The sequence below is a fragment of the Haloferula sp. genome (assembly GCF_049672945.1).
Taxonomy (GTDB): Bacteria; Verrucomicrobiota; Verrucomicrobiia; order Verrucomicrobiales; family Akkermansiaceae; genus Haloferula.
The window spans coordinates 1-11,937 of record NZ_JBATWY010000175.1; the positions used below are offsets into that span (position 1 = coordinate 1).

Consider the following 11,937-nt stretch of genomic DNA (forward strand, 5'->3'; position numbering starts at 1 on the left):
TCGCGGAAGTTCAGCTTCCGAAGCCCGAAAAGAAGCTTCCAGTCGTCCTCAGCATCGCCCAGATCGACGAACTACTTTCCATCCCCCTGAATGTTGAGATCGCCAAGAACAGCCCCCCGTGGCTCCCCCTGCGCGACGCCGCCATCCTCGAACTCTTCTACTCGTGCGGCCTGCGCATCTCGGAACTTCGCTCGCTCGATCTCAAGCATATCGATTTCCTCTCAGAGAACCTCAGAGTCCTCGGCAAGGGCTCGAAGGAGCGCATGATCCCCATCGGACAGCCTGCCATCGTCGCCATCCAGCGCTATCAACGAGAAGCCGCCATCACCAACGGGCCGCTGTTCCTCAGCAAGCGCCGAACCCGCATCACGCAGCAGGCGATCGATCAATTGCTGAAGAAATACCTCAAGCTGTCGTCGATACCCTTCGAAATCTCACCCCACAAACTCCGCCACTCGTTCGCGACTCACATGCTCGATGCCGGAGCGGATCTTCGTTCGGTTCAAAGCCTGCTGGGCCACTCGTCGCTCTCAACGACTCAGATCTACACCCACGTCACCAAGGAGCGATTGCGCTCCGCCTACGATGACGCCCATCCTCGCGCGAAATAAGACGCAGCGAGACACAGAAAAGCGGCCGTCCTTTCGGACGACCGCTCTTGCTAAATAGTGGAAGTAAACAGGTGACTTAGAATGCCACGGCGAGCTTCACACCAGCGATGAAGAAGTCCTGACCGACGTCGCCGGGGTTAGGACCAGTAACCAGATCGCTGTTGCCATCGGTGTACTTCACATACGGGGTGAGAGTCACACCGCTGCGGAATTCCCAAGGCAGTTGGGCGGAGACATAGTAACCGTTGATCGAATCCACAGTTCCGACGCGTGGAGCGGCGGCAACTTGTGAAGCAAGACCGTCAGCATAGCCGAAACCAACTGCCAGATCGAGCGAGAGGCAATCATTGAACTGGAATGACTTGGTCAAAGCAGTATCGACGTAGAGACCATTCAAAAGATCAAAATCCCAGAAGGCAGTCGAGCTGAGGCCAATGCCCCAACCGAGATCAGCGCCAGCGGCGAGGTAAAGCTCCTGAGTGTTCGAACCCGAAAAACTTGGGAAGAGGTAAGCGATGTAACCAACTTCCAAGTTAACAGGACCGAGATCGGTGCCAATGCCAGCGTAGAGATCAAGCTCTTGGTTGGCCGTGTTGATCCCAGCGAGACCCGGAGTACGAGCCCATGAACCATACCAGGCACCACCGGAGAGGGTCACTGGTCCAGTTTCATAGGACAGGTCGAATCCTGCCGAGAAGAGGTCGTTGCCAAAGTCAACGAATCGGAATTCGTACATGTTAGCATAGCCAACATTGACTTCGCCATCGAGTTCATTCGCCGTAGCGGAGCCGACCACGAGGGTGGAGGCAGCGGCTAGGGCACCAATAGTTTTGCTGTAGTTGCGCATCTTGTGTTTGTGTTTCGGTTGCTGGGAGTCTTCATCTGTCCGGGTGCTGCCGGATGGTGATGGAGACCATGAATGATGATCATCTCCATGATGGTTTACATGAAGGACAGTCACTTTCAGGCGTTTATTTAAGAAACCTTAAAAGTCTTGTCCAGCAAAAAACCTGGAGAGCTCGTCGCTCGGCGGCGTAATTAGAGACCCCCGCGGGCCATGGCAAGACCAATTCATGGCTAAAGGCGCATACCCGACAGGAACGTAAACCGTCCAATTGACCCCGCCCGGCGACTTCCGGGCAAATCGTGACCTTCGCGCGAAGGCAACGATTCTCTTGGTGAAGACCAGCACCGGAAAGCCTTTGGAAATCTGCGGGTTAGACAAATAGCCGAGGAAAAATTCCGGACTTTGCCGGCCGACCTCCGAGTTTGGCACGGCGGTTGCTTTCCGCCCTTTGATTCAAATAACAACCACCGCCAACACCATGCGAATGCTTAAAAAACTGATGTTCCTTACTCCCCTCCTACTGACGGCTACGGCCATCGGTCAGGATGAACCCCCAGCGGAAGGCACCTACGAGGCCTTCATGGCGGGTTCGGATGCCGCCATGTTTACGGTCAACAACCTGTGGATCCTGATCGCGGCAGCCCTGGTCTTTATCATGCACCTCGGCTTCTCCTGTGTTGAGTCGGGCCTCTGTCAGAAGAAGAACACGGTCAACATCCTGTTTAAGAACGTCTTCATCGTCTGCATCGGTGCCTTGGGCTACATGGCTTATGGCTTCAATGGAATGTATCCCGGCTGGGAAGAGCCCTTCGGCAAATTCTGGGCCATGGGAACTCCGGTGACGAACTCCTTCTACGCCGACCCTCTTGCCGTCGGAGAAAACATGACAGGAGCTTACGCCGATTACACCTACTGGGCTGACTTCATCTTCCAGGCCATGTTTGCAGCTACCGCTGCGACGATTGTGTCCGGTGCTGTTGCGGAGCGCATCAAGCTCCCTACCTTCATGATCTACGCCGCGATCCTTGTGACGTTCATCTACCCCATCACTGGTTCCTGGGAGTGGGGCGGTGGCTGGCTCAACGGTTTCGGTGGTGCTGAAGGTGTCGACGACACTGGCCAGTTCATCGACTTCGCTGGCTCATCGCTGGTCCACGCCTTCGGGGGCTTCGCAGCTCTCGCAGCGGTCATCATCCTTGGCCCTCGTTTGGGCAAGTATACCTCGGAAGGTGTGAAGCCGATCCTCCCCCACAACCTGCCTCTCGCAGCGATTGGTGTGTTCCTCCTCTTCCTCGGATGGTTCGGATTCAACGGCGGTTCGGTGCTTAGTGCCGATCCTCAGAGTGTCTCCCGCGTCTTCGTTACCACAGGAATGGCTGGATTCGGTGGCGGTCTCGCCGCGATCTTCACTTCATGGATTGTTCTGAAGAAGCCTGACCTTTCCATGAGCCTCAACGGTATGCTCGCTGGTCTCGTCGGTATCACTGCCGGTGCCGGTGCCATCACCCCATGGGGTTCAGTGGTCGTGGGTGCCATCGCAGGTGCTCTCGTGGTCGTCGCCGTTCTCTTCTTCGATAAGATCAAGATCGACGATCCGGTCGGTGCGATCTCTGTCCATGGTGTCTGCGGCATCTGGGGAACCCTCGCTGTCGCCATCTTCGGTAAGGAAGAGCTCGCTGGTGAGAAGATCTCGTTCTCAGCTCAGCTGATTGGAACCCTTTCCATCAGCGCCTTCGCCTTCATCTGCTCCTTCATCCTGTTCTTCATCCTGAAGATGGTCATGGGAGTCCGGGTCGATGCGCAGGAAGAATCCGAAGGACTGGACGTCGCCGAGCACGGCTCCCCAGCCTACGGCGAGTAATCCACAGCTCATACCAAGCAATCACAGCAGGCGGTCCGGAAACGGGCCGCCTGTTTTTGCGTTGGCCGGAGGGCCACTCCCCGTTAAAGCCCTGCCCGTGAACCGTCGCGTTCGAATTCTCGTCACCCTGCTGATCATCTGTCTCGGCTTCGCCGCCTGGCAATGGCTCAAGCCTTACGAGTGGAACCCTGATCCGGAAGCTCGGGCCAAGGTCGTCTTCAGCCGGATTGAACGCGACCAGGACTTCTTCTGGCTCGATGCCTACGTCAAGATCACGGATTCCCGCGGCCACGATTTCGAGAAACCGGTGCGCCTCGCACTTGCGGACGGACGCGAACTGAAACCCGCAGACATCACGATTGAAGGATCTGCCGAGCAAGAAGCCGAAGCGATCTCATTCCGCTTCTGGCTGGATTCAAAGGACGTCGTCGGACCGCTTCGGCTGCGGCTGAATGACGGGGAGCTTCTGATTCGCGGTGAACCCATCATTCCTGATCTCGAATCCAGGGAATTTCGCTTCCATCAATCGAGCCACTGGTGATGAAGATCCTCCTCGTCGACAACTCCAACACCCGCACCAAGTTCACGGTGGCCGAGGGATCCCGCGAACTCAGGAGTCCGTTCTGGATTCCAACCGAAGACATCAGCGCCGCCACGCTCAACAGCGCCCTTGAGGCAATCGAAGCCGATGCCGCCCTGATCTGCTCGGTCGTCCCCGATAAGAGAAGAATCCTGGAAGATTTCATCGCTTCTCGTTGTCCGATCCATCGCCTCACCCATCAGAGCCCCCTCGAACTCGGCATCGACTACCCAAGGCCCGAAACGATCGGAGCAGACCGGCTGGCCAACGCCGTCGGGGTCGTCGAACGCCATGGCTTCCCAGCCGTCGTGATCGACTTCGGCACAGCGGTGACCTTCGACGTCATTTCCTCTGAACCCGCCTACTGCGGAGGGGTCATCGCTCCCGGACTTGGAGCCATGAGCGAATACCTTGGTCGGAAAACCGCCCTCCTCCCTCCTTTCGAATTGGCTGAGCCTCCCACCGCGATCGGCAAGTCCACCGCTGGTGCGATGCAGGCCGGCGCCGTCATCGGCTACCGGGGTCTGGTGCGGGAGATACTTTCCGAGATCCGCCGCGAACTCGGCGACACACCTCATACCGTTGCGACCGGCGGCGACGCTGCCCTGATCGCACGCGGAGTCTCGGAAATCGACCAAGTCGACCCCGATCTCACGCTCTATGGCCTCCGCAGCATCGCCGAGCGGGTCTTTTTGTGACACCCCGATGAATGTGCGTGTCATTCGAAGCTGTCCCACTTAGAAGAACTGAAATGCCCGAAACACCTCTTGCCATTGGCGTCGATATCGGCGGAACAACGATCAAGATCGGCCTCGTCTATCGCAGCAACGTCATCGAACAGATCCCACCCATTGCCACCCAGGAGTTCGACGGCCCCGATTCATTGGTCGAAGTAGTCATCGACTCCATCGAAGAGCTGCGCAGCCGCCACCGCGGGATTGCCGGGGTGGGCGTCGGAGTCCCCGGATTCGTCGATTTCGAAAATGGCATCGTTCACAACCTGACCAACGTCGCCGGCTGGGAAAACTACCGCCTCAAGGCAGTTCTCAGCGAGCGCATCGACCTTCCCATCATTGTCGATAACGATGCCAATTGCATGGCCTTCGCCGAATGGAAACGTGGCTCGGGCCGGGGCCTCAACCATCTGGTGGCGATTACTCTCGGCACCGGCGTCGGCGGCGGCGTCGTCGCCAATGGCAGCTTGCTCCGCGGGGCTCGTTTCGCGGCGGGTGAGGTCGGTCAAATGACGATCGACTGGCAGGGCCGCCCCGGCACCTACAACAACTCCGGAGCTCTGGAAGAATACATCGGAAACAAGGAAATTGCCGGGCTCGCCCAACAAGCCTACCTCGACGCTGGCATTGAACGCGCCCTCGAGGACTGCACGCCTTCCCAACTATCAAAAGCAGCTCATAACGGCGACGAAGTGGCGCTCAAACTCTGGGATCTCATCGGTGCCAAGCTTGGCAGCGCGGTCATGAACTGCTGCTGGCTGCTCAACCCGCAGGCCGTCATCATCGGCGGCGGCGTGGCCAAGGCCGGCGACCTGCTCTTTGGACCGCTCACGGCCCACCTTTACTCCCAGCTTTCCGGGCCTTTCAAGGAACACCTCATGGTGCTGCCCGCCCGCTTCGGAAACGAAGCCGGCATGATCGGAGCGGCCGCCCAAAGCCTCGAAGCCGCAGGGGTTGCGATCCTCCCCTGAAGGCTCGCGAGCGCCCTCTCGATTTCAAATCCCCGCGCCTTGGAACTTGGCACTTTAACCGCGGCCAGATACCTCCGCGTCCGTGACCTACGATTTCGACGTCCCCATCGCCCGCCAAGGCAGCGGCTGCATCAAGTTCGACCGCCGACCGGAACTCGATCCCTTCTGGGTCGCGGACATGGACTTCGCCTCCGCCCCGGAAATCATCGAAGCCCTCCATCGTCGCGTTGACCACGGAATTTTTGGCTACCCTCAAGCTCACGAAGGTCTCAACGAAGCGATCCTCACCTACCTTCAGGAACGGCAGTCGTCGACCGTGCCGGTCGAGCAAATCGTGCATCTGGGCGGACTGGTTCCCGCGCTGTCGCTGGCCGCCCGGGCCTTCTGTGAAAGCGGAGATGCGGTGATGACCTGCACCCCCGTCTATCCCCCTTTCCTCGGCGTGCATCGCGATGCGGAGGCTGAACTCATCACGGTCGATCACTCATTCGAGGACGGTCGCTGGACCCTCGATTGGGATGGCTTGGAGAAGGCCGTCACCCCCTCGACGAAGGTCTTCCTCTTCTGTAATCCCCAGAACCCTCTCGGTCGCGTTTTCACCGAAGCCGAAGTCATTCGTCTGGCCGAATTCTGTGACAAGCACGAGCTGATCCTCGTCTCCGATGAAATCCACTGCGATCTCATCCTCGATGAAACGGCGACGCCCCACTTCAGCGCGCTGCGCCTGCCTGAGCCCCTTCTCCAACGGACCATCACCCTGCTTTCACCCAGCAAGACCTGGAACATCGCCGGCCTTGGCTACGCCTTCGCCGTCATCCCGGATGATACCCTCCGTCGAAAATTCACCGCTGCGCGCGGTCACACCCTGACCGAAATCAACCTCCTCGCCTACTATGCCGCCGAAGCCGCCTATCGGGATGGCGAAGCATGGAGGCTCCAGCTCATCGACTATCTTCGGACGAATCGCGACCTGCTCCTCGAGTTCGTCGCCAAGAGGCTCCCAAACATGAAAGCCGTCGTCGGCGAAGCCACCTATCTGGCATGGATCGATGCCCGGGAGACCGGCATTGAGAACCCGGCCACACACCTCGAAAAGGAAGCCGGACTCTTCGTCTCGGACGGTGCCTTCTTCGGCTGGCCCGGATGGTTCCGCTTCAATTTCGCCTGTCCACGGGCGCGCATGCTTGAAGGCCTTGAAAAGGTCGCCAGCGCCTTTCCGTAAGACCCACCCCCGCCCGTAATTCACACTTCTCACCCGCCGGATCCATCGCCAGACTCCCCGCCATGCCACGCCTCGTCCTGATCATTCTGCTCGCCCTGACCACCCTGAGTCAGGCCGAGCACGTCATCCTCACGGGTGGACCTGCCCTGCGGCAATGGGAAGACCTCCGGGTTGAAAAGGACCGGCACGACCGTTGGTGGGCGAACTTCATCCGGGCCTCCACCCTGCGCATGGTCGAGATCCGCAAGGCCTACGGACCGAATGCCAAAATCGTCTGGATCGTCCATCGCGACGGCTACCGCACCCGCTCTCGCGAAGATGGCAAGCCCTACACCACCTGGATCACCGACCTCGCCCGCAAGCGTAGCGTCACCCTCCTTTGGTTCGACAGCAACGCCGAGTTGATTCAGAGGATCAATAGCCAACCACGTGGCTCCATCGTCACCTTCGACTTCTTCGGCCACTCGAACAAGTACTGCTTCATGTTCGACTACAGCAACGACATCATGGGCGCATCGTCCGTCTGGCTGCACGAAAACGACCTCTCCAAAGTCAAGCGCTCCGTCTTTGCCAAAAACGCCTACTGCAAAAGCTGGGGCTGCCACACCGGTGAAAGCATGAGCCAGGTTTGGAAACGCAAACTCGGCGTCTCACTCGAAGGTGCCAAAGGCCCGACGGACTACACCGTCGTCGGCCAAGCACGACTGCCTGTCGTCAAAGGCAGCTGGGTGCGTTAACACATTTCATCAATCACGGTTTACCCTCACCAGACCATGCAATTCGCCGAACTCAAAGCCCTTCACGACCTCCCCTTCTTCGACCTCATCAAGCAGTCCCGCGAAGTCCATGAAGCGAACTGGCCTCAGGCCGACGTCCAACTCTGCACCCTGCTCTCGATCAAGACCGGCGGTTGCTCGGAGGACTGTTCCTACTGCGCCCAATCGGCGCGCTACAGCTCCGGCGTCGAAGCCGAACGCCTGATGGAAAAGGAAACCATCATGGAAAGAGCCCGGGCCGCACGCGATACCGGCTCAACCCGCTTCTGCATGGGTGCTGCCTGGCGCGGTGTTAGAGGGGGAACCCAGCGCTTCGAGCAGGTCATCGAAATTATCGAGGATGTCTCAAAACTCGGCATGGAAGTCTGCGTCACCCTTGGCGAACTCGGGCCCGAAGAAGCCAAGCGGCTCAAGAAAGCAGGCGTCACTGCCTACAATCACAACCTCGACACCTCACCCGAGCACTACCCGAACATCGTCACCACCCACACCTACGACGACCGCCTTCGCACCATCCGCAACGTCCAGGATGCCGGCATGTCGGTTTGTTGCGGCGGGATCCTCGGCCTCGGAGAAACCAACGATGACCGGCTCAAGATGCTCGAAGTCATTTCCGAGTTCAATCCCCAGCCCGAAAGCGTGCCGATCAACTCCCTCATGCCAATGCCGGGCACGCCTCTCGAAGGCACCGAACCGGTCGATGTCTTCGACCTCGTACGCATGATCGCCATCGCCCGCATCGCCATTCCAAAAGCCAAGGTCCGCCTCTCCGCCGGCCGCACCCGGATGTCCGATGAAACCCAGGCCCTCTGCTTCTTCGCTGGAGCGAATTCGATCTTCTACGGTGAGAAACTTCTCACGGCCAAGAATCCGGCCGTTGAGAAGGACCGCGCGCTGTTAGAAAAACTCGGACTCACCACCCTCGCGCCGAATCGCGACATGGTGGCACCCGATGCCTCCGATGACCGCCCGCTCAGCCCCGCCTGCTGCAGTTGAACCCGACCTCGGAAACCTCGTTTCCAGCCCTACCCGCTCATCAGAAACCACCTTTACCTTCTGATCTCTATCTGGGCAGCGTTCACGCTGCCCGCCTCGGCGCAATTCGACGACGAAACCCAGTGGCTGAATCTCGGCGGCAATCCCGGCTTTGACGCACGCGTCCGGGCGATGATCCTCGATCCCGCCGGAAACCTCTACTGCGCCGGCGACTTCACCTCCGTCAATGGCATCACCGCCAACCGGGTCGCGATGTGGAATGGCACCACTTGGACAGCCTTGGGTGACGGCTTGAACAATCGGGTCCATGCCCTCGCCTTGCTTGACGGCAATCTTTACGCCGGAGGCCAGTTCACCGAAGCCGGAGGCGAGCGCGCGATCAACATCGCCATGTGGAACGGCTCCGAATGGAGCCCGCTCGGCATCGGCCCCAACGGCACGGTGTATGCCCTCGCGGCCGTCGGCGACGAACTCTACGCGGGCGGACAATTCACCATCACCGGTGGAATTGCGACCAACAATCTCGCACGCTGGGACGGCGAAAACTGGAATGCCGTGGGCAACGGCACCAACGGCCGCATCAATGCCTTGACCTCGAATGGCAGTTCCCTCGTCGCCGGCGGCAACTTCACTCTCGCCAACGGCGTGACCCTCAATCGCATCGGCCAATGGAATGGCACCGAATGGACCGCTCTTGGCACTGGCGTCGATGGCCAGGTTTTCGCCCTGACCACTTCGAACGGCAACATCTACGCGGGAGGCGAGTTCTCACAAGCAGGCGGACTTTCCTCCGGACGTCGCATCGCCCGCTGGAACGGCTCCGCCTGGAGCGGTCTCGGCACGGGCATCGGCGCCACGGTCTATGCCATCGCCGCCAATGATGAGGACATTTTCGCCGGCAACACCGCGGGAATCATCCAATGGAACGGCAGCGCTTGGAGCCAGCTCGGTTCAGGAACCAACGGTCTGGTGCGGACCCTTACCAACAACGGGCTCAACTTGTATGTCGGCGGCGACTTCACCACCGCAGGCGGCAAGGACAGCACCTACGCCGCCGAGTCGATCACCGCTTTCGAAGCCAACATCTCGGTCTCCTATCCACAGGACACCCGCCTTGCCAATGCGAGCACCCTCGAACTCGGCGACATCGCCATCGGCTCCGAAGCCCGCTATGTCTTCGTCGTTAGAAATCTCGGCAATGTCTCGCTGACGATCGACCACATCAATCTCACTGGCGGCGACGACGAGCTCTTCACTCTCGACACCAACACAGGCGTCATCATTGAAGACGCCACCACTTTTGCCGTGAGCTTCGCGCCCACAGCAGCGGGCATCGAGAGCACGACCCTGGAGGTGGAAAGCAACGACCCCGACACACCGATTTTCACGCTCGAGATCGAAGGAAATGGCGCCGACGCCGAGGACATGTTCTTCGCGAGCATGGAGGAAGCCGGCCTTGAAGACTTTGATACCCTGCCTGAAGAAATCCCCTTCAATGACGGCGTCGAGAACGTCCTGAAATACGGCTTCAACATGGATCTCACCGGTCCCGATGCTTCCCTCATGGTCGAGGGCGGCCTGTCCGGTCTTCCCCGATTCGAACTGATCGAGGAAACCGGCATCTTCTTCTTCCGCTTCGAGTTTCTTCGTCGCAAGGGTAGTGGTCTCGCCTACGCCACCCTGAAGTCACCCGATCTGGAAGGCCCCTTCACCGTCTTCCGTGGACGCGAAACGGTCGAAGACATCGACCTCCTCTGGGAGCGGGTCTTCATCGACGAACTCGTCGATCTGAGCACCGAACCAAAATGCTTCGGCCGGGTCAGAGTCGAACTACCTTTCGAGCGCGAGCCCTGATTCGGCCCCACTTGGCTGAAACAGCCGTTTCTTGGACAGCGTCCTTCTCTGGCTTCAAACCCAGAGGATCATGATGGAACCCCGGATCTCTGCGTGAATTTCCAGACTTCTCGATTACCAGAGAACGAACCGACGCCGAGAAACTGAACAGCAACGGCTAGATGCGCCCCAGCCCTCTCAAGGACTACAGGATCTATCACCTGCCACGAATGGCCATACCTTTTCTAAAGCACTCTCAGCCCCCCTTCCTCTCTAACTCTCCCAAACGGAGCGCGTTCATCCTGAACGCTTCGGCCAAGGACATCCTGTCCATACGCGCCAGTCCTGCCTACCTATTCATTTGTGATGAAAACCTTGACTGCCCCCTTTTGCTGCGCCTTTTGCTGCGGACGGAGGTTCGTCGGTATGAACGGGCACATGGGTTACAAACGAACCGACCACATGGGTTACACTTTCTTATCTACTTTGCTTTAGATTCTGAGGCAAGCTTGCTCTTCCAAAGCTCGGCGTAGGCCGGAGGCCGGAGCCGAGCTTTGGGACCTTTCTCCAGCCAGCCGAGCTTCACGTTTGCAAAGCGCACCCCTAGTAATCCAGTCTCAGGATTCTCTTCTACCGCCACGTCGACGCCCACAAACGATTCCCCCACATAGCAGGCATTTCCCTTCAATGAAATGAAGCCTCCGGAGTTCACTCGCCGGGTTTCCACTCCGGCATCATAGAGCTCCATTTTGATGCGCTCATCGAGCCGCTTCGCGGAGGGTTGATAAACTTCCGCCGGCCGACGCATCCCGAGCGCTTCGTGCGGACGATCCTCATTGAAGACCTTTCTCCAGCGATCAAAGCGCTGCTGTTGCGCCCATCGATTCACGCTCCCGGGCACGCAACATTCCGCCTTCATCGTTCGATGCATTCGTTCATGACAACCGTTGTCTTGAGGGCATCCCGGACGGCTGAACTGCACCTCAATTCCAAGGCTGATCCACCACACGCTCAATCGGCTCAATCCACCCGGCCCCATCGAGGCAAACGGTGATCCGTTGTCTACCCGGATGATCTCAGGAAGCCCATAACGCCTAAAAATGCATTGAAATTCACGCTTTGTCCACTTCACCGTCATGTCCGGCATCGCCTCGACTTTCATCACGAAGCGACTGAAAAGGTCACTCACTGTCAATGGATCGCAGCGTTCACCGTCGCCCAGCATGAAGCTTCCCTTGAAGTCCACTCCCAGCACATGATTACTGCGCTCAGCGGTGGTTGGAGTCGAGCGTTCAACCGTGAAAAGTCCTCCCCGACGCTTACGAGTCTTTACCAGTCCATGGCGCTTTAACACCTCACCGACCGTGCTGATCGCTGGCCGACTCTTCAAGCCGTGCTTCACCCAAAGGACGTCGTGGATCTTCTTTGGTCCCCAAGTTGAATGCAGACGCTTTTCTGCAACGATCAGGCGCTCGACACACTCCTCAGTCCGGTTCGCCACACACT

General features: G+C 58.7%; 11 protein-coding genes. 9 read left to right on the plus strand and 2 right to left on the minus strand.

From position 1 onward, the window contains the following. Window positions 1-611: tyrosine-type recombinase/integrase (locus tag WBG04_RS15725; RefSeq protein ID WP_424315406.1), on the plus strand; the 611-nt coding region annotated here is incomplete at its 5' end. Window positions 612-687: 76 nt separating this feature from the next. On the opposite strand, the gene WBG04_RS15730 is transcribed toward WBG04_RS15725, so the two are convergent. Continuing rightward, on the minus strand, window positions 688-1,458 hold the full coding sequence (locus tag WBG04_RS15730; protein WP_424315407.1) for a TorF family putative porin: 771 nt from the start codon (window positions 1,456-1,458) through the stop codon (window positions 688-690). A 478-nt stretch (window positions 1,459-1,936) separates the two neighbouring features. Here WBG04_RS15730 and WBG04_RS15735 point away from each other — a divergent pair, with 478 nt between their 5' ends. From WBG04_RS15735 to WBG04_RS15770, 8 genes are all read left to right on the plus strand, one after another. Next, window positions 1,937-3,319 (plus strand): ammonium transporter, encoded by a 1,383-nt coding sequence (locus WBG04_RS15735; protein ID WP_424315408.1) that lies wholly within the window; start codon window positions 1,937-1,939, stop codon window positions 3,317-3,319. 97 nt (window positions 3,320-3,416) lie between these two features. Further along, on the plus strand, window positions 3,417-3,860 hold the full coding sequence (locus WBG04_RS15740) for a hypothetical protein (RefSeq protein WP_424315409.1): 444 nt from the start codon (window positions 3,417-3,419) through the stop codon (window positions 3,858-3,860). Next, the gene (locus WBG04_RS15745) at window positions 3,860-4,597 is read left to right on the plus strand and encodes a type III pantothenate kinase (RefSeq protein WP_424315410.1); all 738 of its coding nucleotides are present in this window, start codon (window positions 3,860-3,862) and stop codon (window positions 4,595-4,597) included. Before WBG04_RS15740 ends, WBG04_RS15745 begins: the two co-directional genes overlap by 1 nt. 53 nt (window positions 4,598-4,650) lie before the next feature. Beyond that, window positions 4,651-5,604 (plus strand): ROK family protein, encoded by a 954-nt coding sequence (locus WBG04_RS15750; protein ID WP_424315411.1) that lies wholly within the window; start codon window positions 4,651-4,653, stop codon window positions 5,602-5,604. A gap of 82 nt (window positions 5,605-5,686) precedes the next feature. Continuing rightward, window positions 5,687-6,826 carry a MalY/PatB family protein gene (locus WBG04_RS15755; RefSeq protein WP_424315412.1) on the plus strand — a complete coding sequence of 380 codons (1,140 nt, stop codon included), beginning with the start codon at window positions 5,687-5,689 and terminating at the stop codon, window positions 6,824-6,826. A gap of 62 nt (window positions 6,827-6,888) precedes the next feature. Then, on the plus strand, window positions 6,889-7,563 hold the full coding sequence (locus WBG04_RS15760; RefSeq protein ID WP_424315413.1) for a hypothetical protein: 675 nt from the start codon (window positions 6,889-6,891) through the stop codon (window positions 7,561-7,563). A gap of 36 nt (window positions 7,564-7,599) precedes the next feature. Beyond that, complete coding sequence (gene bioB / locus WBG04_RS15765) at window positions 7,600-8,598, plus strand: biotin synthase BioB (RefSeq protein WP_424315414.1); 999 nt, start codon at window positions 7,600-7,602, stop codon at window positions 8,596-8,598. A gap of 171 nt (window positions 8,599-8,769) precedes the next feature. Beyond that, a complete protein-coding gene (locus tag WBG04_RS15770; RefSeq protein WP_424315415.1) occupies window positions 8,770-10,452 on the plus strand; it encodes a choice-of-anchor D domain-containing protein in 1,683 nt (560 codons plus the stop codon). A gap of 460 nt (window positions 10,453-10,912) precedes the next feature. Here the strand turns inward: WBG04_RS15770 and WBG04_RS15775 are convergent. Next, window positions 10,913-11,937 (minus strand): integrase core domain-containing protein (locus WBG04_RS15775; protein ID WP_424315416.1); only part of this gene is annotated, 1,025 nt, incomplete at its 5' end.

Coding starts and splice junctions, on each gene's coding strand:
- WBG04_RS15730 (WP_424315407.1), bottom strand. CDS start 1,458: ATGCGCAACTACAGCAAAACTATTGGTGCCCTAGCCGCTGCCTCCACC.
- WBG04_RS15735 (WP_424315408.1), top strand. CDS start 1,937: ATGCGAATGCTTAAAAAACTGATGTTCCTTACTCCCCTCCTACTGACG.
- WBG04_RS15745 (WP_424315410.1), top strand. CDS start 3,860: ATGAAGATCCTCCTCGTCGACAACTCCAACACCCGCACCAAGTTCACG.
- WBG04_RS15750 (WP_424315411.1), top strand. CDS start 4,651: ATGCCCGAAACACCTCTTGCCATTGGCGTCGATATCGGCGGAACAACG.
- WBG04_RS15760 (WP_424315413.1), top strand. CDS start 6,889: ATGCCACGCCTCGTCCTGATCATTCTGCTCGCCCTGACCACCCTGAGT.
- bioB (WP_424315414.1), top strand. CDS start 7,600: ATGCAATTCGCCGAACTCAAAGCCCTTCACGACCTCCCCTTCTTCGAC.
- WBG04_RS15770 (WP_424315415.1), top strand. CDS start 8,770: ATGATCCTCGATCCCGCCGGAAACCTCTACTGCGCCGGCGACTTCACC.